This window comes from Achromobacter marplatensis, from assembly GCF_049060505.1.
Taxonomy (GTDB): Bacteria; Pseudomonadota; Gammaproteobacteria; order Burkholderiales; family Burkholderiaceae_B; genus Achromobacter; species Achromobacter marplatensis_A.
In genome coordinates, this window is record NZ_JBMGRB010000008.1 from 272,321 (window position 1) to 294,053 (window position 21,733).

The following is a 21,733-nucleotide window of genomic DNA, read 5'->3' on the forward strand; positions in this document are numbered from 1 at the left end:
TGAGGAGACAACCATGCGACAGAACCCACCCGTGGCGCGCAGGCGCCTTGCCATCCTGGCCGTTGCGGCGGCCGGGGCGCTGACCCTGATGCCCGGGGCCGCCACAGCGCAAGCTGGCGCCTGGCCCGCGAAACCCGTCAAGCTGGTCGTGCCGTTTCCGGCCGGCGGCAGCACGGATTCCGTGGGCCGACTGCTGGCGGCGGAGCTATCCAAGGAATTGGGCCAAAGCGTCATCGTCGAAAACAAGGGTGGCGCCAACGGCAATATCGGGTCCGACGTCGTGGCCAAGTCCGAACCGGACGGCTACACCTTGCTGCTGTCCGGCGTCGGGTCCAACGCCATCAGCTATGCCGTCTACCAGAACATGCCCTACCGCAACAGCGACTTCGCGCACATCTCGCTGTTGGCGACGGGCCCCAATGTGCTGGTCGCCAACATGGAGTTTCCCGGCAAGACGTTTGCGGACTTCATCCGCTTGGCGCGGGAGAACCCGGGCAAGTACACGCACGCCAGTTCGGGCAGCGGGTCGTCGGGCCACCTGGCCATGGAGATGCTGAAGCAGGACGCCAAGATCGATCTGGTGCATGTGCCATACAAAGGGGGTGCGGCGGCCATCACCGACATGATCGGCGGACGCGTCTCGGTGATGTTCCTGAACCAGGACACGTTGTTGCCACAAGTCACGTCCGGCAAGCTGCGCGCGCTGGCCGTCGCCAGCGCCAAGCGCAATCCCGCGTATCCCGACACGCCCACGGTGGCCGAATCGGGCTATCCGGGCTTCTCGGCCGAGTCGTGGTTTGGCTTGTCGGCGCCCGCCAAGACGCCGCCCGCCGTGATCCAACGCCTGAACCAGGCGACGGTGAAGGCGCTGGCGTCGCCGGAAATCCGGCAGAAGCTCGAAAGCGTGGGCTTTGTGGTGGTGGGAGACGACCCCAAATCGTTCTCGGCATTCGTCGACAACGAAATCACGAAGTGGGGCAAGGCGGCCAAGGCATCCGGCGCCCGCATGGACTGAACGGCGTGTCGCCGGGCCCCGGCCCGGCAGTTATCCCTGTTTTTCTTTTCTGCAAAACGAAGGCGGCAATGAACTCACCCTTACCCAACCGTTTCCGGCAACGCATCCTGGCCCGCGAACGGCTTATCGGTTTCTGGATGTGCATGTCCAGCCACATCACGGCAGAGCTTGTGGGGCTGGCGGATTTCGACTGGCTGCTTCTGGACGGCGAGCATTCGCCCAATGAGGTACCGATGTTCCTGCAGCAGCTGCAAGCCCTGCAGGGCAGCGCCAGCGCCGCCGTGGGCCGGCCGTCGTGGAACGATCCCGTGCAGATCAAGCGCCTGCTGGATATCGGTTTCTACAATCTGCTGATTCCGTTCATCGAGTCGGAAGCCGATGCGCGGCTGGCCGTGGCCGCAACCCGCTATCCGCCGCAAGGCATCCGCGGCGTGGCCGGCGCGCAGCGCAGCAACCGCTATGGCACGGTGCCTGATTACCTGCAGACCATCAACGACAACATCTGCGTGCTGCTGCAGATCGAAAGCCGGCCAGGCATCGACGCGGTCGACGAGATCGCGTCCGTGGAGGGTGTGGACGGCGTCTTCATCGGGCCGTCGGACCTGGCCGCGGCGCTGGGCCATATTGGCAACCCGGGCCATCCCGAAGTGCAAGAGGCCATCCGCCACCTGCATCAGCGCGTGACCGCGCAGGGCAAGGCCGTGGGTATCCTGGCGCCGGTGCACGCGGACGCGCGCCGTTACCTGGACATGGGCATGCACTTCGTGGCGGTCGGCACGGACCTGGGCGTGTTCAAGCAGGCAACCTTCGCGCTGCGCGACGCGTTTCCCACCTGACGCGTTCTCGGGGAAAAGCCGAAAATGGCGCCCCACGCCGCGCACGCTTCGCGCGCTGGCTGCCCCCCGAGGGGGGCTTTTTGCTTATTGCTCCAGCGCCAACAATTCGTTGACCGTCTGGCGGCGTCGGATCAGGCGGGCGTCGCCCCGGTCCAGCAACACTTCCGGCGCCAGCGGGCGGCTGTTGTAGTTGGATGACATCGACGAGCCATACGCGCCCGCGTTGTGGAAGACCATGAAGTCGCCGATACGCGGCTGCGGCAGCAACTGGTCCGACATCACGCCACCTTCATCCTGCGTGAACACGTCGCCCGATTCACACAGCGGGCCGGCGACCGCGATGCGGGTTTCGGCCACGCCCTGTGGCGCCGAGCCATCGGGCGCATGCACCGAGATGCGGTGATAGCTGCCGTACATGGCCGGGCGCATCAGGTCGTTGAAACCGGCGTCCACCAGCGCGAAGTCGCGCTCGGGGCGGCGATTGATCGAATGCACTTCGGACACCAGCACGCCGGCTTCGGCCACCAGGAAACGGCCGGGCTCGATTTCCAGCCGAACCGGATGCCCCAGAAATTGTTCGATGCGCTTGCGGGCGGCGTCCCATTGCTCGAAATAGTGGTCGCAATCGATGCGTGGCTCGCCGTCGCGGTAGGGGATGGACAAGCCGCCGCCGGCCGAGATCGCTTCAAGATCGTGGTCCAGCGAGCGCACCACGTCGACCATGGCGTCGCAGACGCTGGACAGGTGGCCGTAGTCGACGCCCGAGCCGATGTGCATGTGAATGCCGACCAGCTTCAATCCATGACGGCGCACGATGGAGACGGCTTCGGCCACGTCGTCGATCCAGATGCCGTGTTTGCTTTGCGGACCGCCGGTATTGGTCTTGTTGCTGTGGCCGTGGCCAAAGCCGGGGTTGATGCGTAGCCAGACGCGGTGCCCGCGCGAAGCCTGGCCCACGCGTTCCAGCATATCCAGCGACCCGGCATTGACGGTGATCCCGTGGCGGAGCACGGTGGCCAGCGTGGCGTGGTCGATCAGATCGGCGGTGAAGACCATGCCTTCGGGTTCGCCCTTGGGATCGAATCCCGCGGCCAGGCTGCGTTCGATCTCGCCCAGCGATACGGCGTCGACCACGGCGCCTTCTTCGCGCATCAGACGCAGGATGTGCAGGTTGGAGCAGGCCTTCTGCGCGTAGCGGATGGTGTCGAAGCGTCGCAGTTGCGAGATGCGTTCGCGGATGACGGCGGCGTCGTACACCCACAGCGGCGTGCCGTGCTGGGTGGCGAGTTGGGTGAGTTGGCGCGGATCGAATGCCATGACGGACGGACCTTGATTGGGGATTGAAACCAGGCGGCATGATGCCCGGTCGTGAGCATCCAGTAAAATGCTTATCTTTAGAAGATCCATTCATTCTTGATATGGGGTGGCGGATGCTGACGCATCGGCATATCGAAGTGTTCCGCTCGGTGATGATCGCCGGTAGCGTGACCCGGGCGGCCGAGCTCTTAAGCACCTCGCAGCCCACCGTCAGCCGTGAGCTTGCGCGCATGGAGCAGGGCATCGGCTTTGCGCTGTTCGAGCGCGTGCATGGGCGGCTGCGCCCCACCATGCCGGCGCTGGCGCTCTACGATGAGATCCGGCAGTCCTATGCCGGTCTGGAGCGCGTGGCGTCGGCCGCCGCCCGGCTGCGCGCGTTCCGGGGCGGGCAGTTGTCGGTGATCGCCTTGCCGGCGTTTTCGCATTCCATCCTGCCGGACGCGTTTCGGCGCTTTCATGACCGGCATCCCGGCGTCAGCCTGTCGCTCGAGGCGCAGGAGTCGCCGTTTCTGGAGGAATGGCTGACCGCGCAGCGATACGACCTGGGCTTGACCGAACATGACGCCGCGCCCGCCGGCACGCGCGTGCAACTGCTGTTGCAGGTGGATGAAGTCTGCGTGCTGCCTGACGGGCATGCGCTATTGGCTAAACCGGAAATCGAGTTGGCCGATTTCAACGGGCAGGCCTTCGTCAGCCTGTCGTCCAGCGACCCCTACCGGATCCAGATAGACGAAGCCTTCGCCGAGGCAGGGGTGCTGCGGCGGTCCATTGTGGAAACGCCCACCGCCGTGTCTGTGTGCACGTTCGTGCGTCAGGGCCTGGGCCTGGCGATCGTGAATCCGCTGACGGCGCTGGATTTCGCGGGCCGAGGCTTGCAGATCCGTCCGTTGCGGCGGTCGTTCCCGTTCCGCGTCAACGTGGTCTTTCCCGAACATCGCCCCGCGAATCCGCTGGTGGACGCGTTCATGGCGTCATTGGCCGCGGCGGCCGACGCCATCAAGGGCCGGTTGGCATCTGGCATGGCGCAAGGCGCCGCGTAGGCCGGAGGCTTTGACGCCGACGGTCTACTGTCTTGGTCGTGTTTCGAGCAGGCAACAAAAAAGGATGCCCTGGGGCATCCTTCTTCATTTGCCGTATTCATGACGCCCCAAAAAGCAGGGGCGGCAGAATCTTAGGCCAGCGCCTTGATAGCGGCAGCCAGGCGGCTCTTGTGGCGAGCGGCCTTGTTCTTGTGGATGATGTTCTTGTCAGCCACGCGATCGATCACGCTCGAGGCCTTCTGGAACACTTCGCCAGCCGAAGCCTTGTCGCCAGCGGCGATGGATTGGCGAACGCGCTTGATGGCGGTGCGCAGCATCGAGCGCAGGCTGGAATTGTGCTTGTTGCGCTCAACGGATTGGCGAGCGCGCTTGCGGGCTTGGGCGGTATTGGCCATGTTGCTATATAAGTTGAATTCGGCAAAGTCGAACATTGTAGCAAGTCCCTGCGGGATTGCAAGCTTTTAATGTTTGATCTGTCGATGAAGCGCCCGTCAACCGGGCGGGGGGCGCTAAGGGTTAAGGTTCCTGGGCCGGAGAACCCGTCGCTGGAAAATATTCCAAGCTGGAGCACTCTTAGCTGGACAACCCTGGCGGATGGTCCTCAAAAAGCCTTGAGGAAAAACCCGCGGCGCCTACTGGATAAAAACACGGTACTGAGTATACAACGAAGCGGGCCGCAGGCACAGGCCTGGGGCATGGCGTTGTCAGGCGGCGACGTTGATTGACACGAACCACGGCGTAAAGCGCCGCACGCTGATCGGCATCATGTCTTCAAGCGTGTCGAGCGCGGCATTGGTGTCGTCCAGCGGGAAATGGCCCGACACGGGCAAACCGCCGGCGGCCATCGAAAGGCGCAGCGTGCCGGTGCGGTAAGGCCGCAGCGCCGCGATCACCTCGGCCAGCGGTCGGCCGCGGGCATCGACCCAGCCGGATTCCCAGGCGGCTTCCGCCATGAGTTCGGCGCGAGGCGTATCCATTCGGGACGCATCAAAACGGGCGCCGGTGCCGGCGCGCACGGTACCGTGCGCGCCCGACATGGTTTCCACTTCGACTTCATGTTCGTGCACCACGACGACGGTGCGCTGCGCCTGTTGGCGCACCATGTAACGGGTGCCCAGGGCGCGCACGGTGCCTTCGGCGGTCTGCACCAGGAACGGGCGGCGCGCGTCGGGCGCGACGGAGACCGTCACGGCGCCATCCAGCAGTCGGACTTGGCGGTACGCGGGCGTGAAGTCCAGATTGACGCGGCTGCGCGCATCCAGCAGCAACTGGCTGCCGTCCGACAGCACATACCGGCGCCGCTCGCCCGTGGCCGTGGCGGCATCCGCCGCGACATTATTCAGGGGGTAGAAGGCATTGCCGACATAGGCAGCGCAAGCGCCGGTACTGGCGAGCGCCAGCGCGCCGGTCAAAAAGCGGCGGCGGGCCGGCATGATGGCCGGGGGCGGAGGGATCAGGGGCTGCGCGGACGATCCGGCGGCGTACCCGGCAGGGTAGGCATCGCCAAGCCGGCCGAACGACGATCCTGAAAGCGTGCCTGTCAGTTGCTGCCAGGCATTTTCATGGACGGGATCGGCCGCCCGCCACGCCAGGAAGTCGTTGTAGTCCTGCGCAGTCGCTTTGCCGGACCGCAGCAGCAGCAACCAATTGATCACTTGGTCCGCCATGGGTTGTCCTTGGGCGTACTTCACTTCATCATCCCGCATGTGGTGCTGGCGGGGATCCTTTCGATGGCAATTTGTAAATAATAAAGGTTTTTTACCAAAGATTACGGCCTGATTGTCAATTCTTGACGAATCTACGGCAAAAAAGCCGGCGGAAGCCGGCTTTTTGATGGGGAGGGTGCCCGAAGGCCTGAATTTATCGGGTGGGGCGTCGTCCAAAGTCCTTAAGGCGGAAGCCAAAGAGTAACAACGTTCCGAAGTAGACCAGCCCGCTGGCAGCCAGAACACCGCCCAGCCATGCCGCCCGCAGGCCCGCATGGGCCTGCATGGCGATCCAGTCGATCCGCCCGTCCGCGTACCAAAGCAGCGCCGACAGCGCGGCCAGCGCCGGGATCAGACGCAGCACAAACACCGCCCAGCCGGGGGCCGGCTGATACATGCCACGGCGTCGCAGGCCGATCAGCAGCGCCAGCGCGTTCAGGCAGGCACCCAGCCCAATGGCCAGGGCCAGGCCGGCATGGGCCATGAGCGGCACCAGCGCCACGTTCATCAACTGCGTCAAAACCAGCACGCCGATGGCGATCTTGACCGGCGTCCGGATGTCCTGCTTGGCGTAAAAGCCGGGTGCCAGGATCTTCACCGACAGCAGGCCGATCAGCCCAACGGAATAGGAAATCACGGCCAGGCGGGTCTGCAGCACGTCCTGGGCAGCGAAGGCGCCGTAGTGAAACAGCGTGGCGACCAAGCCGTCCGACAGCAGCGCCATGCCCACGGCGGCGGGCAGGCCCAGCAGCAGGACCAGTCGCAGGCCCCAGTCCAGCAGGGCGCTATAGCCGCCGTGGTCGTCTCGCGCGTGGGCGGCCGACAGGCTGGGCAGCAGCACCGTGCCCAAGGCAACGCCCAGCAGCGCGGTGGGGAACTCCATCAGGCGGTCGGCGAATGACAGCCAGGTCACGCTGCCCGGTGTCAGCCAGGTGGCGATGTTGGTGTTGATCAGCAGGGAAATCTGCGCGACCGACACACCAAGCGTGGCAGGGGCCATCTGCTTGAGAATGCGCTGGACGGTGGGATCGGCCCACGCCTCGCGAAAGCGGAGCGAGAAGCGCGGTGTCAGGCCCAGCCGCGACAGGGCGACCCATTGCACCGCCAGCTGCGCCACGCCGCCGATCATGACGCCGATGGCCAACGCGTAAACGGGGACGTCCATGCGGGGCGCCAGCCAGATGCAGGCGCCGATCATGGCCAGGTTCAGCAGCACCGGCGTGAACGCCGGCACGGCGAAACGGCGCCAGGTGTTCAGCACGCCCGAGGCGAAGGCGATTAGCGACATGCAGAAGATGTAGGGAAACATCACCCGCGTCATCCAGACGGCGGCGCCAAATTCGGTATCGCGGGCGGCGCCACGCAGGCCGCTGGCCATGGCGGACACGACCCAGGGGGCGGCCACGATGCCGATCAGCGTGATCAGCATCAATGTGGCCGTCAACAGCAGGGCCACGCGGTCCAACAGCGTGCGCACCTCTTCTTCGGAACGATTGTTGCGCGCGCTGCCCAAAATGGGCACGAAGGCCTGGGCGAAAGCGCCTTCGGCGAACAACCGCCGCAACAGATTGGGAATGCGGAACGCGACCCAGAAGGCGTCGGTGATGGGGCCGGCGCCAAAGGCGCGGGCAACCAGGATGTCGCGGATCAGGCCGGAAATGCGGGACAGCAGCGTGAAGCTGCTGACAGTGGCCGCCGAACGGAACAGGCTCATGGATGGACTACGTAAAAAAGGGGCCAACTGGCCCCACAAACACAATGCCCGTTGAAAGGGACCATGCCCCGCCACACACCACTTCAAACAAAAATGCCTTTTCCCCGCCGGGCCGCCCCAAGGGGAAAAGCGCCCCCCCGGGGGGCAGCAAGCGTGCGAAGCATGCGCGGCGTGGGGGCATCACTTCGGCGGCATGCGGATGGCGCCGTCCAGGCGGATGGTCTCGCCATTCAGCATATCGTTCGTGACGATGCTGTAGACCAGTTTGGCGTAGTCTTCCGGGCGGCCCAGGCGGGCGGGGAAGGGGATGCTGGCGGCCAGCGAATCCTGCACTTCCTGGGGCATGCCGAAAATCATCGGCGTGCCGAAGATCCCCGGGGCGATGGTCATGCAGCGGATGCCGGTCTTGGCCAGGTCGCGGGCGATCGGCAGAGTCATGCCGGCCACGCCGGCCTTGGACGCGGCATAGGCCGCCTGGCCGATCTGGCCGTCGAACGCAGCGACCGATGCCGTGTTGATCATCACGCCGCGCTCGCCCGTGGGTTCGGGCGTGTTGGCGCTCATGGCTTCGGCGGCCAGGCGCATCATGTTGAAGCTGCCGATCAGGTTGATCGATACGACTTTCTGGAACAGGTCCAGCGGATGCGCGCCGTTCTTGCCGACGATCTTGGCGGCGGGCGCGACGCCCGCGCAGTTCACCAGCCCAAACAGGGCGCCCAGTTCAAGGGCGGCGGCCACGGCGCTCTTGCCGTCGGCTTCTTGCGTCACGTCGCAATGGACGTAGCGCTGGCCGAGTTCCTTGGCCAAGGCCTGGCCCGGCTCGTCCTGGACGTCGGCGATGACGACCTTGGCGCCATTTTCCACCAGCATGCGCACGGTGCCTGCACCCAGGCCGGATGCGCCGCCCGTAACGATGAATACCTTGCTTGCGATTTCCATGTCTCTACCACCAGATCAGTTCAAGGGGATGAATGCGGCGCGGCGGGCGCCGAATGTGACAAGGCCTTCGGGCCGGTGCCGGAACGCGTTGCGTCCAGCCGGCGCCGAAGGCCTGCAAGCCATCAAGGCGCCAATCAGCTCTTGACGGCCTCGAAGAGGCGCGACTTGATTTCGTCGACGGCGCCCACGCCCGAGATCTTGCGGTACTTCGGGGCTTCGGCGGCGTTTTGCTGCGCCCAGGTCGAGTAGTAGTCGACGAGGGGGCGCGTCTGTTCGCGGTACACGGACAGGCGGTGGCGAACGGTCTCTTCGCGATCATCGTCGCGCTGGATCAGTTCTTCGCCGGTGATGTCGTCGCGGCCTTCCACTTTGGGCGGATTGAAGCGCACGTGGTAGCTGCGGCCGCTGGGCTGGTGCACGCGGCGGCCGCTCATGCGTTCGATGATGTCTTCTTCGGGGACTTCGATTTCCACCACGTAGTCCAGCTTGACGCCGGCGCTTTTCAGCGCGTCGGCTTGCGGGATGGTGCGGGGGAAGCCGTCGAACAGGTAGCCGCTGGCGCAGTCGGGCTGCTTCAGGCGGTCCTGGACCAGGCCGATGATGATCTCGTCGGAAACCAGACCGCCGGCATCCATGACCTTTTTGGCTTCAATACCCAACGGCGTGCCCGCCTTCACCGCGGCTCGCAGCATGTCGCCGGTGGAGATCTGGGGGATGCCGAAGTGCTGGGTGAGAAACGCGGCCTGGGTGCCTTTGCCGGCGCCGGGAGGTCCGAGCAAGATAAGACGCATGAGTGCTCCTGATGGGGTTTATTTTTTGTGATCCGGGGGATTATGCCGCAACGCAGCAGCCAATGCGGGGCTGCGCCATGGGAAATAACCCTTATATCTGTTTGCTGTAGACCAACCGGACGCGCTCCAGGTCCGCCGGGGTGTCTACCCCTGCGGCAGGAGGGCTGAATGCCCGGTGTACGACGATGTTGTGGCCATGTTCCATGGCGCGTAGCTGTTCCAGCGACTCGAACCGTTCCAGCACGCCTTGCGGCAGGGTCGGGAAGCGGCGCAGGAAGGACACGCGATAGGCGTACAGGCCGATGTGGTGCCAAGCGGGCAGCCCTTCGGCCAGCACGCGTTCGCCCGTGGCCAGCGCATCGCGGGCCCAGGGAATGGGCGCGCGCGAAAAATACAGCGCGCGGTCGTTGGCGGCGCAGACCAGCTTGACGACACTTGGGTTGAACAGCGCTTCGGCGTCGGCCAGCGGGCAGGCGCAGGTGGCGATGTCCGTGTCGGGGTTGGCTTGCAGCTTGGCCGCGACGGCGTCAATGAGTTCGGGTTCGATCAGCGGTTCGTCGCCCTGGACGTTCACGACAATGGCGTCGTCGGGCAGGCCCAGCTGATCCACCGCTTCCGCCAGGCGGTCGGTGCCGGTGAGGTGGTCGCCGCGCGTCATCAGGGCAATCAGGCCGTGTTCGCGCGCGGCAGCCTGGACGCGGACGTCGTCTGTTGCGATGTAGAGCTGCGACGCGCCCGACTGGGCGGCACGTTCGGCCGTGCGCACGACCATCGGCTTGCCGGCGATGTCGGCAAGCGGTTTGTCGGGCAGGCGGGTCGAGGCGGTCCGCGCCGGAATCAGGGCGATGAAGCTCACGGTGGGGCGCGTCAGGTGGCGGTGGGGGTGTCGTCCAGCGCGCGGGCTTCCGACTCCAGCATGACGGGGATGCCGTCGCGCAGCGGAAAGGCCAGGCGGTCGGCGCGGCAGACCAGTTCGGCTTGTTGCCGGTCGTGTTCTAGGCGGCCCTTGCACAGGGGGCAGACGAGGATGTCGAGAAGTCGGGATTCCATGACCACGATTCTAAAACAGTTTTGGGCACGGGCACGGGGGGGTCCGCCCGGGCGCCCACCGTCTTCTAGCCGGGGGCACGCTGGCGCAGGGCCTCGGCCAGCCAATCGAACAGTTGCGGGTCCGAGAACGCGGCTTGCACCGGGACCTCCCACAAGCGGGTGTCGCGCAAGGCGGAGCACTTGATCGCGTCCTTTGACGTGACGAGGATCGCGTCGGCCGTCATCGCCCGGAAGGGCGAATCGGCGTAGTCGTGGTGGTCGGGCAGGGGAAGCGTCGCGGCCAGCGTGATGCCGGCGGCGCGCAATGTGGTGAAAAACCGTTCGGGGTTGCCGATGCCGGCCGCGGCAGCGATGCGGGGCTGCCCGGCATAGGCGGACAGCGGGCGCGTGGCGCCGCCTTCGATCTGGCGCGCGGCTCCCGGCTCGAGCCACATCCGCACCTGGCGTGGGCGTGCGGCGCCAATGGCGGGCGGGCGGCCGTCGGGCGTGCCGATATTGGTGACCACCGCGTCCACGTCGTGCAGGCGGCTGGCAGGTTCCCGCAAGGGGCCGGCGGGCAGCAGGCGGCCATTGCCCACGCCGCGTTCATCTTGCACCACGATTTCGATGTCGCGCGCCAGCGCCAGGTGCTGCAGGCCGTCGTCGGACACAATCACGTCCACCTCGGGGTGGGACTGCAGCAAGGCCTGGGCTGCCAGGGCGCGTTTCGGGTGCACCGAAACGGGGGCGCCGGTGGCGCGAGCGATCAGGGCGGGTTCGTCGCCGTACCGGGCGGCCTCAAGCGCACCGGTTCCGACGCGCGCGGCCGGGCCGATTTTCACGCCGTAACCGCGGCTGACCACGCCCGGCGTGTAGCCGCGCGCGCGCAGGCCTTCGACCGTGGCGATCACCATTGGCGTCTTGCCCGTGCCGCCCACGTAGACATTGCCGATCACCACCACCGGCACGGGGGCGCGGTAAGCGGGCCGGGAGCCATCCAGGTATTGCCTGCGCTTGCGCGCCACCGCCCACGCGGTCAGCGCGGACAGGGGCAGCAGCAGGCTCGAAAGCCAACCGCCATGCTGCCACTGGCGAGCCAGCAGCGACGCAGAAGGGCGCGTTGTGGTCACCGGGAGGTTTGGGCGGCGAAGTTGACGCGGCCGATGCCGGCCAGCCGGGCGGCCTCCATGATGTTGATCACGGATTGGTGGGTGGCTTGGGCGTCGGCGTTGATGACGACGAGGGGTTCGGGTTTGCCGGCCGCGGCCTGACGCAGGGCGTCCGCGATTTCAGGCGGCGTGGAAACGTCGATCAGGGTGCCGTTCAGGGCGTAGCGCCCGTCCTGGCTGACGGCGACTTCCAGCGCCGGCGGCGTGTCTTGTTCGGACGAGGCCTGGGGCAACGTCACCTTCAGCTGCGTGAAACGTGCAAACGACGTGGTGGCCGCCAGGAAAATCAAAATGACCAGCAGGACGTCGATGAGCGGAATCAGGTTGATGTCCAGCTCATCGCGGTCGCCCCGGGAGCCTCGGAAATTCATGAACGGCCCTCGCGAGGGGCCGGCGCCGAGGACACCGCGCGAACCAGGCGCGACGCGGACTGCTCCATGGAACTCAGGTAGCCGTCGACGCGGCTGCGCAGGTAGCGGTGCGCGATCATGGCGGGAATGGCGATCAGGATGCCGAAACCGGTGTTGTACAGCGCGATCGAGATGCCGCGCGCCAATTGCGCCGGGTCGCCGCCGCCAGGCGTGTAGGAACCGAAAATCTCGATCATGCCGACCACGGTGCCGAACAGGCCCATCAGGGGGGCTACGACGGCGATGGTGCCGATAGCGGGAATGTAGCGGCTGAGGTCATGGGCGACCGCGCGGCCGGCGTCTTCGACCACGTTGCGCAGTTCTTCGCGCGGCAGGTGACGGTGCCGCATCACTTCTGCCAGCACGCGGCCCAGCGGCGAGTTGCGTTCAAGCCGATTGATCGCTTCGGGGGTGTCCTGGTGATTGCGCAGCATGTCGGCCACTTGCTCGTTCAGGCCGCGGGGCAGGATCAGGCTGCGGCGCAGGGAGAGAAAGCGCTCGAAAATCAGCGCCAGACCCAGCACGGATGTCGCCAGCAAGGGCCAGATAGGCCAGCCGGCCTCGCGCAAAATGGAAAGCAAAGCGTTCAACTCCCGGGGGAAGCCAAGGCGCGCGGGATGGTGCGCATCGGCATCTGATCAAGCCGAAACTGTAACGGTGCGGCGGGGTTGTGGCAAGGCGGGTTGACCCCGGAATTATCCACAGAAATTGTGGATAATTCTGTGCAAAACTCTGCCGGAAGGCTTGTGGGCACAGGGCTTGCGCTTGTTTGCTTCAAATTAGCGCAGCGGCGCTTGTGTAAAAATCTCATATAAATCAACGGATTGCACGGAGATTGCTGGCTGTCTGGGCCGTTGCTGCAAAAAATGGTGGACGCGGTATCATTGCGCCCCGCTACGTATGCCCTGTGGACAGGTACGCATCGGAAAGCCTTATGACAATTGAACTTGCAGTCACAAACAACGTATTTACGCGGGATATCCTGACAGTTGCCCAGCTGAACCAAGCAGTAGGGCAGTTGTTGGAGCGCAGCATTCCGGCGATATGGGTTCGCGGAGAGATTTCCAACTTCACCGCGGCGGCTTCCGGGCATTGGTACTTCACGCTCAAGGACAGCCGGGCCTCGGTGCGTGCTGTCATGTTCCGCAGCCGCGCCAGCGCTGTAGGCTTCGTGCCCCGGGCGGGGGACCAGGTCGAAATCCGGGCCCGGGTTTCCCTATACGAGCCCCGCGGCGACTACCAGTTGCAGGCTGACGCGATGCGCCGGGCCGGGCTGGGCAACCTATATGAAGCGTTTCTGCGCCTGAAAGAGCAATTGGCCTCCGAAGGGCTGTTCGACCCCGCCCGCAAGCGCGATCCGGTCCGTTTGCCGCGCGCCATCGGCGTGGTGACCTCGTTGCACGCGGCGGCCCTGCGGGACGTCTTGTCAGCGCTTGCCCGGCGCGCGCCGCAGGTGCCCGTCATCATCTATCCGGCCCCGGTTCAGGGCGCCGATGCCGCCAGCCGGCTGGCGGCCCAGGTCCGCATTGCTAACGAGCGCGCCGAGGTCGATACCCTGCTGCTGGTGCGCGGCGGGGGCAGTATCGAAGACCTTTGGAGCTTCAACGACGAAGATCTGGCGCGTCAGGTCGCGGTCAGCGAGATTCCCGTGATCAGCGGCGTCGGGCACGAGACCGACTTCACCATCGTGGACTTCGTGGCCGACGTGCGCGCGCCGACCCCCACCGCAGCCGCCGAACTGGCTTGCGTCCCCCGTTCCGAATTGTTGGGCCGCGTCATGCAGACCGCCCAGGCGATGGCGCGCGGCCAGCAGCGCCGCCTGGAACGCGCCGCCCAACGCCTGGACCGCGCGGCGGGCCAGTTGGTGTCGCCGGCGCAGCGCCTGGAACATCAGCGGGAACGTTTGAACAGCTTGCGCTTCCGCCTGGCCTCGGCCTGGTCCGGTCCGCAAGGCAGGCGCGCCGCGCGGGTCAACCTGCTGGCCCAGCGCTTGACGCACCGCGTGCCCGATACCGGCCGCGCCGCCGACCGTCTGGCAGGGGCCATGCGTCAACTGGGCCAGGCGCATGCGCGTCTGCTGGTCCAGAACCGCAACCGAGTGGCTGCGGCCACGGCGCAATTGCGGGCGCTGGACCCGGGCAACACGTTGTCGCGCGGCTATGCCATCGCCCGCGACGCCGACGGCCGTATCGTGCGCGACGCGGCGGCTTTGGCGGCCGGACAGCCATTGGACCTGAGCTTTGCGCAAGGCGGCGCCCAGGTCGCCGTCCTGCAAACCCGCAAGACGCGCGACGTCAACTGACGTGAATGCCGGCCGGCGATCCGGCCGCCCGGCCAGGAAGGAGGGCGGTGCGGACTCCTTCGCCGCAATCCCAGGTGATGCAACCCAAGGCGAGGCAATGCGGCACTACAAAAGCGTGGACTGGATGGCGGGCGTGCTGGCCGGAATGGCGATCGCGTCGGGGCATGTGGCGGTGGCGCAGACCGCGCCAGCCGTGGCGGCCGTGGAATCGGAAGGCGTGAAGGCCGACCCGACGCGGGTCGAACCCAGTCCAGCGGAAAAGGCGGTACGCCAGGCGCCCAATGCCTGCGATTGCGATTCGCCTTATCGGGAATACAAAGACGCCGATACGCCGCCGACCGCAGCGCTTTTCTCCGCGGTTGGCGCCAGCGACGAGACAGCATTCCTGGCGGCCCTGGCTCAGGTGGACCGCCCGGGCGACTACGCTTTGGACGGCGTGCCGTTGCTGCATGCGTTGCTGATGCCGCCCCGCGCATTGCGTGCCCCGGACGTCTACTGGAGCATTACGGCGGAAGACGCCGCGCGCATCCGCAAGGCTCACCAGGCGATCCTGCCGGCCCGCATCCGCATGCTGGCTGCGTTGCTGGCGACGAAGCCGGCGCTGGATGACGTGACCTACTCGTCGCGCCGTCCGCCGTTGCACCTGGCCCTGCTGTACGGCACGCCCGCCATCATGGACCTGCTGTTGGCGGCGGGCGCCAAGCCGGATCAGCACGGGGACGAAAACCGCACGCCGCTGGAGTTCCTGCTGAACCGCGATTTCGAGTTCGCGGTGCGGATGACTTATCTGCCTCGCCTGGTGGATCGCGCGTCCATGACGCAGATGGTGCTGGCCTTGTTCAAGGCGGGCGCGGCCAAGCCCTATGCGGGTGTCGAGCCCGACGTCGCGGATTACCTGGCCTGGGGCCCCATGGTGGAAATGACCGAGGGCGCGGAGCCGTTGCGCGCGCTGGCTGCCACGGGCACCAAGCCGGCATACGAAGACGGCCTGACCGCGTTGGCGCTGGCGGGCTATCTGGGCAACAGCGGCGCCGTGCCGGTGCTGATGGCGCTGGGCCCGCGCCATATTCCCGCAACGGGTTACGGCCAGAGCGGCGAGCGCGACGTGTGGCTGGATGCGGCGCAAGCCGCCGTGGAAGGCGGCCACCCCGAAATTGCGACGCAATTGCTGCGCGCCGGCATGCCGTTCGCGCAGAGCGGCCCGCAGACCGGGTCGAGGGACCTGATTTTTGGCAAACTGGAAACGACGATGCGGCCCATCATGAACCTTGCCGCGCTGCGCGGAGACGTGCGGACGCTGCAACGCTTATTGGCGCTGGGCGCGCCGGTCAACGGCGATCCGCAGGAGCAATACGGCAATACGCCGCTGGCCGATGCGGTTCAGGCTCGCCAGACCGCCGCCGTGACGATGCTGCTGGCGGCAGGCGCGGATCCCATGGCCAAGCGCGAAGGCTACGACGCGAAGTCGGCGGTCGACGTCGCGGTGCAAGCAGGTGACGCGGCAACGCTGCGGCAATTCGCCGATGCCGGGTTCGACTTGAAGACGTTGGGGGCGGGCGCGATCCGGCAGGCGTTGGAAAACCGCGACGGGGCATTGGCCTTGATGTTGATCGAGGCCGGCGTGCCGGTTGATTCCAAGGCCGGACAGGCTGGCAAGACGGACGCCGCTGGCGAGGCGCGCGGCCGCGCCGAGCCGCCGCTGTTGCTGGCCGTAACGTCGGGTCAGGCGCCGGTCGTCGATGCGCTGCTGGCCAAGGGAGCAGACCCCGCAGGGCTTGCGGCCGACGGTGAAAGCGCCTTGTATTGGCTGATCGGCAGGCAGGACACCGCGATGCTGGATCGTTTGCTGCGCGCGGGCGCCAGGCTGGACGATCCACGGTTGCCGCGCGCGCCGGCGCCGTATGCCTTGTTGAACGCCGCCGTGGCCTCGGGCGATATGGCGCTAGTCCGGCGAATCAGTCAGGCCACGGGCCAAGCCGTGGCGGATGCCTGCTTGCCCGAGGGCGGCGAATTCAACCTGTTGGACAAGCCGGGATACTTCGCCCAACTGCAAGCAGCAGGTTTCACCGGCACGCCGAATGCGTGCGCGCGCGACGCCGCGCCGTTGCCGCAACGCATCGTGTCGCAGTTGCTGCACGACCGCCAATTGATCGTAGCGCGCCACGCGACGGTGGTGCAGTTGCTGCGGCAATTGAAGGCGTCGGGCGCGGATCTGGATGCGCCGCAGGACGATGGCGATACGCCGTTGAACGTGGCGATACAGCTAGGTCGCCGGGATCTGGCCGATGCGTTGCTGTCGGCGGGTGCTCGTCCGGATTCGGCGGATGCCGCGGGCCGAACGCCGGCCGGGGTTGCGAGGGAAACTGGACAACCTGGCATGCGGGCGTTGCTGGAGCGCTATGGCGCGCGCTTTGACGACACCGCCACGCCAGCCGTGCCCGACAAGCGCGGCGGCGCCAAGGCGTCCAGCAAAGCCGCCGCCGGCCTGCCCGGGCACTACTGGCTGCGCGGCATGCGGGAAGTGGGCAGTGAAATCCTGTTGTCGGAAGATGGCCGTTTTGATTACATGATGACGTATGGCGCGGTCGATATCGTGGCTCGCGGCACCTGGCGCAGCGATGGCCGGAAGGTATTCCTGGATACGCCGCCGATCGCGCCGTTCACCGCGATCGCTGGCGTGCGCGCCGATACGCGGCCGGCCGAGCCCGGCCAGTTGACGGTGCGCGTCTACTACCGCGACCGCCCCGTGAAGATCGATGTGGCAATGTCCTCGGCCGACGAAGACTTTGGCGGCGGTCCGCGCCAGTCGGAAGGCTTGGATGGTGTCAGCGCGCCGATCGCGCCAGGGGCCTTGAAGGCCTTGGCTGTATTCGTGCCGCTGCCTTCGGGCGCGCGTTGGCACGAGGTGGACGTCAGCAAGATCGATGCCGCCACGCGGGCTATCCGCGTGGATGTCACGGTGCCCGAATCCGCTGCGGGAACGCCGCTGCACAAAACGTTCACGCTGCACAAAGACGGCGCGCTGGTCGAGTCGGACGGCGGTCGGGAATTGCGATACGAGAAAGAGTAGCGTTTACAAAAACAAGACACGCCAAAGTCATTAGCTCATGTGTCCGTTAACCCCGCGCAGGCACGGGTTTAACAAGGTATCCTCATTAGTTGCCGATACAATTGAACGGCTTGATCGTGCACTCAACAGAAGGAACCAACACATGGCACATACTCTTCCCCCCCTGCCTTACGAACTGGACGCGCTGGCTCCGCACATCTCCAAGGAAACGCTGGAGTTCCACTACGGTAAGCACCACCAGACGTACGTCACGAACCTGAATAACCTGATCCCGGGTACGGAATTCGAAACGCTGTCGCTGGAAGACATCGTGAAGAAATCCTCGGGTGGCATTTTCAACAACGCCGCTCAAATCTGGAACCACACGTTCTACTGGAACAGCCTGGCTCCCAAGGCCGGCGGTGCACCGTCGGGCAAGCTGGCTGATGCCATCAACGCCAAGTGGGGCAGCTTTGATGCTTTCAAGGAAGCGTTCAACAAGTCGGCAGCCGGCAATTTCGGTTCGGGCTGGACGTGGCTGGTCAAGAAGGCCGACGGTTCGGTCGACATCGTCAACACCAGCAACGCCGCCACTCCGCTGACCACGGCCGACAAGCCGCTGATCACCTGTGATGTCTGGGAACACGCCTACTACATCGACTACCGCAACGCGCGTCCCAAGTACCTGGAAAACTTCTGGGCGCTGGTGAACTGGGAGTTCGCCGCCAAGAACTTTGCCTGATCGGTAAAGTTGCCAGATTCCGCGGAGCAAGCTCCGCGGCGCTTGAAGAGAAACCCCTCGCCCGCCCGAGGGGTTTTTCTTTTTTGTTCAGGAGAAATTCAGCTTTCAAAATCCTGTCGATTGTCGAATTCATTGTGGGGAAATGACGAGAAAACATCCTTTTCTTTAGGGTTTTCCCTAGAATCCCGTGCCGCTATTGTTGCCACCAGTCTGCGGCTGAACCCCGGCGCCGACGACCGCGGCCTGCCGCCCATAAACCGGGGTATCTATAGGGAAGGGAAGCATGTTGCGGTTATTTTCGGGCTTGCGCATCGGGGCGCGCCTATCGGGCGCGTTCTTGCTCGTCGCGTTGATCGGCGGCGCCATCGGGGCCTTTGGCGTGTGGGGACTGTCACGCATCAATGAAATGAACGACCGGCTTTACGACACCGAGCTGCGCGGCATCTCGGACTTGAAGGAAGCCAATCTCAACCTGATCTACGCGGGCCGCGCTCGCAGCGGCTATCTGGCCGCCACAAGCGATCAGGACCGCCAGGCGTTGAAGAAGCAATTCGACAATGCCGTCAAGACCATGGACGTGTTGCGCGACAAAGCGGCTGCCAATTTCCATGCGGAAGAGGGCAAGCGCTTGTTGGCCCAATTCACGGAAACCGAGCAGGTTTGGAAGCGCGAGTCGGAGGCGTTCTTTGCCGCCGCGCAATCGCAATCGCTGACGCAGACGGATCCGCGCGTGGCGGAAATCGAGAAGCGCGTGATCGCGTCGTCGCAGAAGCTGGACGACTTGATGACCGACCTGGCGGTGGGCAAGGAGAAGACCGCGGCGCAATCCGTACAGGAGGGCACGGATCTGTACGGCGCGGTGCGCGCGGTCATGATCGGGCTGGCGGTGGCCGGCGTGGCTATCGGCATGCTGCTGGGCTGGCTCGTGACACGGGGTATCGTGCGCCCGCTGGAGCAGGCCGTCAACGCGGCGCGCCAAGTCGCCGCAGGCGACCTGACGACGAACATTCAAGTGTCCACCCGGGATGAAACCGGCGACCTGATGAGCGCGCTGAAGGCGATGAACGACAGCCTGGCGCGCATCGTCGCGGATGTGCGCGATGGCTGTGAGAGCATCGCCTCGGCTTCGTCGCAGATCGCGCAGGGCAACTCCGACCTGTCGCAGCGCACGGAAGAACAGGCGTCGTCGCTGGAAGAAACCGCGGCGTCGATGGAAGAACTGACTAGCACCGTGCAGCAAAACGCGAACAACGCCAGCGAAGCCGACCGCCTTGTCAACCAGGCATCGACGGTTGCGGTGCGCGGCGGCGAAGTGGTCGAAGGCGTGGTGCAGACCATGAGCGCCATTTCCGACAGTTCACGCCGTATCGCCGATATCACGGGCGTGATCGACGGCATTGCGTTCCAGACCAACATTCTGGCGCTCAACGCTGCCGTTGAGGCGGCGCGCGCCGGCGAGCAGGGCCGCGGTTTTGCGGTGGTGGCTGGCGAAGTGCGCACGTTGGCGCAACGTTCCGCCGTGGCGGCCAAGGAAATCAAGGCCTTGATCGACGAGTCCGTCACGCGTGTCGAAGGCGGCACGCGCCAGGTCGATGAAGCCGGCCGCACCATGCGCGAAGTAGTCGATAGCGTGCGCCAAGTCGCCGTTCTGGTGCGAGAGATTGCCAGCGCGTCGGAAGAACAGTCCTCGGGCATCGGCCAGGTCAACCAGGCCGTGGCGCAGATGGACACGGTCACGCAGCAGAACGCCGCGCTGGTGGAAGAGGCCGCCGCGGCCGCGGCCAGCATGCAAGAGCAGGCGTCCCGTTTGGCGCAGGAAGTGCGCCGATTCAAGGTGGACGCAGGCGGCGCGCCAGTGCGTCAAGCGCAAGCCCGGCTGGTGCAGGCCGTGCCGGCCACGGCGAGAAAGCCGGTGTCATCGGCGGCGCGCCCGGCGCTGGCGCAATCGTCCGACGACGACTGGTCGACGTTCTAAGCGCGCCGCCGCGCAATGCGGCGACGGTTGTCCTGCCCGGCGCCATGCCGGTTGTGGGCTGCGGGTCAGGTTGGAATGGTAAGGTTAGCCACCTTCTGCCGCCTGCCCGCAGCCCATGAGCCTGACTGATTCATTTCGCCGGATCTCCGCCGGCGTTCGCCGCCTGATGCGCCGCAAAGTGCGCCAAGCCAATCGCCTGTCGCGCAAGAGTCTCCAAATGCTCTTGTTGCTGGGGGGCGCGGGCCTGGTGGCCCTGATGTCGTTGGGCTTTGCCTATCTTGCCGACAAGGCGCTGGACTGGAATCGGGAGTGGGTTGGCCATAGCGGTTGGCTCGCGTTGCTGGTGCTGCCGTTCAGCCTGGCCGGTTTGCGCTGGCTGACCCTGCGCTTCGCACCCAATGCGTCGGGCAGCGGCATTCCCCAAGTCATCGGCGCGTTGTCATTACCGCCCGGCGCCAGCCAAAGCAGCCTGGTGTCTTTGGCGCAAGCCCTGTGGAAGATCCCGCTGGCGTTCTTCGGCATGCTGGCCGGCGCGTCGATCGGCCGCGAAGGCCCGTCGGTGCAAGTCGGCGCCGCGCTGATGCTGGCCTGGGGCGACTTCTGGAAGCGACGCGGCGTGCAGCTGCGCGGCTTTCACGCCAACGAGCTGATCGCCGCAGGCGCCGCGGGCGGGCTTGCCGCGGCGTTCAATGCGCCGCTGGCCGGCGTCATTTTCGCCATCGAAGAACTGGGCCGGGGCACGGTGCTGCGCTGGCAGCGGCTGGTGTTGATCGGCGTGCTGGCCGCGGGGTTTCTGGTGGTGGCGGTGCAGGGCAATAACCCGTATTTCGGCGTGTTCGGTGGTGCGCCGCTGGCGCATGGCATGGTCATGTGGATCATTGTCTGCGGCACCATCAACGGTGCGCTGGGCGGCATCTTCGCGCGCCTGCTGGGCAAGGGTGCGGCGGGCGCCGCGCCCGCCGCATGGCGCGCCTGGATTCGCGCGCATCCCATCTGGACCGCCTTCGTCATGGGGCTGATCCTGGCCGTGATCGGGCTGTGTACCGCCGGCAGCGTCTACGGCACGGGCTACGGCGTGGCGGCCGACCTGCTGTCGGGCCACGATACGGCGCCCGTCGGCTTTGGCCTGGCCAAGATGGCGGCCACCGTGGCCTCGTACTGGGCGGGCATTCCCGGCGGCATTTTCACGCCGGCCCTGACCACCGGCGCCGGCATCGGCCAGCACATCTGGGAATTGGCGGGCGAGGGCGTCGACCAGCGCGTGCTGGTGCTGGTGTCGATGGCCGCCTTCCTGGCCGCCGCCACGCAGGCGCCGTTGACGGCCAGCGTGGTGGTCATGGAAATGACGGGCAGCCAACCCATGCTGTTCTGGCTGCTGGTGGGTTCGCTGCTGGCCTCGGGCGTGTCGCGCCAGTTCTGCCCGCAACCTTTCTATCACCTGGCGGCGGGGCGTTTTCGCCGGCAGGCCATCGTAGACGCCGGACGCGCCGTGAAAGCCGACATGGAAGCGAGTCCCGCGGGCGCAAAATCGCGTACGCCGTAATCGCCATGCACCGGAACCGTGCGTCCATGATGCACGATCAGGGTGAACACCTACTGGACATTGTCCATGTAGCGGACATGATCGGCTTGCACCAATTTGGCGCGAAAATCGCTGCGTTAACATCGGGCGATCCCGTTTTTCTCACTTCACTCCGAG

At 65.7% G+C, this 21,733-nt stretch carries 19 protein-coding genes; 8 read left to right on the forward strand and 11 right to left on the reverse strand.

Translation table 11 applies throughout. The features are described from left to right. Positions 1–13 precede the first annotated feature (13 nt). Both ACI0FO_RS20875 and garL read left to right on the forward strand, forming a co-directional pair. Positions 14–1,015, forward strand: coding sequence for a Bug family tripartite tricarboxylate transporter substrate binding protein (locus tag ACI0FO_RS20875; protein ID WP_416029755.1), 1,002 nt, complete (start codon positions 14–16; stop codon positions 1,013–1,015). 68 nt (positions 1,016–1,083) lie between these two features. Beyond that, positions 1,084–1,851: a 2-dehydro-3-deoxyglucarate aldolase gene (gene garL / locus ACI0FO_RS20880; RefSeq protein ID WP_035213403.1), complete on the forward strand. Its 768-nt coding sequence runs from the start codon at positions 1,084–1,086 to the stop codon at positions 1,849–1,851. An 84-nt stretch (positions 1,852–1,935) separates the two neighbouring features. On the opposite strand, the gene lysA is transcribed toward garL, so the two are convergent. Continuing rightward, positions 1,936–3,168 (reverse strand): diaminopimelate decarboxylase, encoded by a 1,233-nt coding sequence (gene lysA / locus ACI0FO_RS20885; protein WP_416029758.1) that lies wholly within the window; start codon positions 3,166–3,168, stop codon positions 1,936–1,938. A gap of 113 nt (positions 3,169–3,281) precedes the next feature. Between lysA and ACI0FO_RS20890 the strand changes: the two genes are divergently transcribed. Further along, positions 3,282–4,208: a LysR family transcriptional regulator gene (locus ACI0FO_RS20890; RefSeq protein ID WP_416029760.1), complete on the forward strand. Its 927-nt coding sequence runs from the start codon at positions 3,282–3,284 to the stop codon at positions 4,206–4,208. A 131-nt stretch (positions 4,209–4,339) separates the two neighbouring features. Here the strand turns inward: ACI0FO_RS20890 and rpsT are convergent, their stop codons facing one another. The 10 genes from rpsT to ACI0FO_RS20940 form a co-directional block, all read right to left on the reverse strand. After that, on the reverse strand, positions 4,340–4,603 hold the full coding sequence (gene rpsT / locus ACI0FO_RS20895; RefSeq protein WP_006225453.1) for a 30S ribosomal protein S20: 264 nt from the start codon (positions 4,601–4,603) through the stop codon (positions 4,340–4,342). 309 nt (positions 4,604–4,912) lie between these two features. Beyond that, positions 4,913–5,875, reverse strand: a complete 963-nt coding sequence (locus ACI0FO_RS20900) for a FecR domain-containing protein (RefSeq protein WP_416029762.1) — start codon at positions 5,873–5,875, stop codon at positions 4,913–4,915. 193 nt (positions 5,876–6,068) lie between these two features. Then, the gene (gene murJ, locus ACI0FO_RS20905; RefSeq protein WP_416029764.1) at positions 6,069–7,628 is read right to left on the reverse strand and encodes a murein biosynthesis integral membrane protein MurJ; all 1,560 of its coding nucleotides are present in this window, start codon (positions 7,626–7,628) and stop codon (positions 6,069–6,071) included. 180 nt (positions 7,629–7,808) lie between these two features. Further along, entirely contained in the window at positions 7,809–8,567 is a 759-nt protein-coding gene (locus tag ACI0FO_RS20910; RefSeq protein WP_416029766.1) for a 3-hydroxyacyl-CoA dehydrogenase, read from the reverse strand. A gap of 134 nt (positions 8,568–8,701) precedes the next feature. Beyond that, complete coding sequence (gene adk, locus ACI0FO_RS20915; RefSeq protein WP_416029768.1) at positions 8,702–9,358, reverse strand: adenylate kinase; 657 nt, start codon at positions 9,356–9,358, stop codon at positions 8,702–8,704. A 91-nt stretch (positions 9,359–9,449) separates the two neighbouring features. Then, positions 9,450–10,214 (reverse strand): 3-deoxy-manno-octulosonate cytidylyltransferase, encoded by a 765-nt coding sequence (gene kdsB / locus ACI0FO_RS20920; protein ID WP_416029770.1) that lies wholly within the window; start codon positions 10,212–10,214, stop codon positions 9,450–9,452. 11 nt (positions 10,215–10,225) lie between these two features. After that, entirely contained in the window at positions 10,226–10,408 is a 183-nt protein-coding gene (locus tag ACI0FO_RS20925) for a Trm112 family protein (protein ID WP_416029771.1), read from the reverse strand. A gap of 65 nt (positions 10,409–10,473) precedes the next feature. Continuing rightward, a complete protein-coding gene (gene lpxK, locus ACI0FO_RS20930; protein WP_416029773.1) occupies positions 10,474–11,517 on the reverse strand; it encodes a tetraacyldisaccharide 4'-kinase in 1,044 nt (347 codons plus the stop codon). After that, positions 11,514–11,927, reverse strand: coding sequence for an ExbD/TolR family protein (locus tag ACI0FO_RS20935; protein WP_006225461.1), 414 nt, complete (start codon positions 11,925–11,927; stop codon positions 11,514–11,516). Before ACI0FO_RS20935 ends, lpxK begins: the two co-directional genes overlap by 4 nt. After that, a complete protein-coding gene (locus tag ACI0FO_RS20940) occupies positions 11,924–12,547 on the reverse strand; it encodes a MotA/TolQ/ExbB proton channel family protein (RefSeq protein ID WP_416029776.1) in 624 nt (207 codons plus the stop codon). The genes ACI0FO_RS20935 and ACI0FO_RS20940 overlap by 4 nt, the downstream gene beginning before the upstream one ends. 353 nt (positions 12,548–12,900) lie before the next feature. On the opposite strand from ACI0FO_RS20940, the gene xseA reads away from it, so the two are divergent. From xseA to ACI0FO_RS20965, 5 genes are all read left to right on the forward strand, one after another. Beyond that, a complete protein-coding gene (xseA, locus tag ACI0FO_RS20945) occupies positions 12,901–14,268 on the forward strand; it encodes an exodeoxyribonuclease VII large subunit (RefSeq protein WP_416029778.1) in 1,368 nt (455 codons plus the stop codon). A gap of 97 nt (positions 14,269–14,365) precedes the next feature. Further along, positions 14,366–17,338 carry an ankyrin repeat domain-containing protein gene (locus ACI0FO_RS20950; RefSeq protein WP_416029779.1) on the forward strand — a complete coding sequence of 991 codons (2,973 nt, stop codon included), beginning with the start codon at positions 14,366–14,368 and terminating at the stop codon, positions 17,336–17,338. 142 nt (positions 17,339–17,480) lie between these two features. Beyond that, positions 17,481–18,059, forward strand: coding sequence for a superoxide dismutase [Fe] (sodB, locus tag ACI0FO_RS20955; RefSeq protein WP_105556338.1), 579 nt, complete (start codon positions 17,481–17,483; stop codon positions 18,057–18,059). Between the two features lie 283 nt (positions 18,060–18,342). After that, positions 18,343–20,034, forward strand: a complete 1,692-nt coding sequence (locus tag ACI0FO_RS20960) for a methyl-accepting chemotaxis protein (RefSeq protein WP_416029781.1) — start codon at positions 18,343–18,345, stop codon at positions 20,032–20,034. A 115-nt stretch (positions 20,035–20,149) separates the two neighbouring features. Continuing rightward, entirely contained in the window at positions 20,150–21,577 is a 1,428-nt protein-coding gene (locus ACI0FO_RS20965) for a chloride channel protein (protein WP_416029783.1), read from the forward strand. Positions 21,578–21,733 lie beyond the last annotated feature (156 nt).

Excerpts from the sequence above, each read along its gene's own strand:
- ACI0FO_RS20875 (WP_416029755.1), top strand. The coding sequence starts at position 14 with ATGCGACAGAACCCACCCGTGGCGCGCAGGCGCCTTGCCATCCTGGCC.
- garL (WP_035213403.1), top strand. The coding sequence starts at position 1,084 with ATGAACTCACCCTTACCCAACCGTTTCCGGCAACGCATCCTGGCCCGC.
- lysA (WP_416029758.1), bottom strand. The coding sequence starts at position 3,168 with ATGGCATTCGATCCGCGCCAACTCACCCAACTCGCCACCCAGCACGGC.
- ACI0FO_RS20890 (WP_416029760.1), top strand. The coding sequence starts at position 3,282 with ATGCTGACGCATCGGCATATCGAAGTGTTCCGCTCGGTGATGATCGCC.
- rpsT (WP_006225453.1), bottom strand. The coding sequence starts at position 4,603 with ATGGCCAATACCGCCCAAGCCCGCAAGCGCGCTCGCCAATCCGTTGAG.
- ACI0FO_RS20900 (WP_416029762.1), bottom strand. The coding sequence starts at position 5,875 with ATGGCGGACCAAGTGATCAATTGGTTGCTGCTGCTGCGGTCCGGCAAA.
- murJ (WP_416029764.1), bottom strand. The coding sequence starts at position 7,628 with ATGAGCCTGTTCCGTTCGGCGGCCACTGTCAGCAGCTTCACGCTGCTG.
- ACI0FO_RS20910 (WP_416029766.1), bottom strand. The coding sequence starts at position 8,567 with ATGGAAATCGCAAGCAAGGTATTCATCGTTACGGGCGGCGCATCCGGC.
- adk (WP_416029768.1), bottom strand. The coding sequence starts at position 9,358 with ATGCGTCTTATCTTGCTCGGACCTCCCGGCGCCGGCAAAGGCACCCAG.
- ACI0FO_RS20925 (WP_416029771.1), bottom strand. The coding sequence starts at position 10,408 with ATGGAATCCCGACTTCTCGACATCCTCGTCTGCCCCCTGTGCAAGGGC.
- ACI0FO_RS20935 (WP_006225461.1), bottom strand. The coding sequence starts at position 11,927 with ATGAATTTCCGAGGCTCCCGGGGCGACCGCGATGAGCTGGACATCAAC.
- xseA (WP_416029778.1), top strand. The coding sequence starts at position 12,901 with ATGACAATTGAACTTGCAGTCACAAACAACGTATTTACGCGGGATATC.
- ACI0FO_RS20950 (WP_416029779.1), top strand. The coding sequence starts at position 14,366 with ATGCGGCACTACAAAAGCGTGGACTGGATGGCGGGCGTGCTGGCCGGA.
- sodB (WP_105556338.1), top strand. The coding sequence starts at position 17,481 with ATGGCACATACTCTTCCCCCCCTGCCTTACGAACTGGACGCGCTGGCT.
- ACI0FO_RS20960 (WP_416029781.1), top strand. The coding sequence starts at position 18,343 with ATGTTGCGGTTATTTTCGGGCTTGCGCATCGGGGCGCGCCTATCGGGC.
- ACI0FO_RS20965 (WP_416029783.1), top strand. The coding sequence starts at position 20,150 with ATGAGCCTGACTGATTCATTTCGCCGGATCTCCGCCGGCGTTCGCCGC.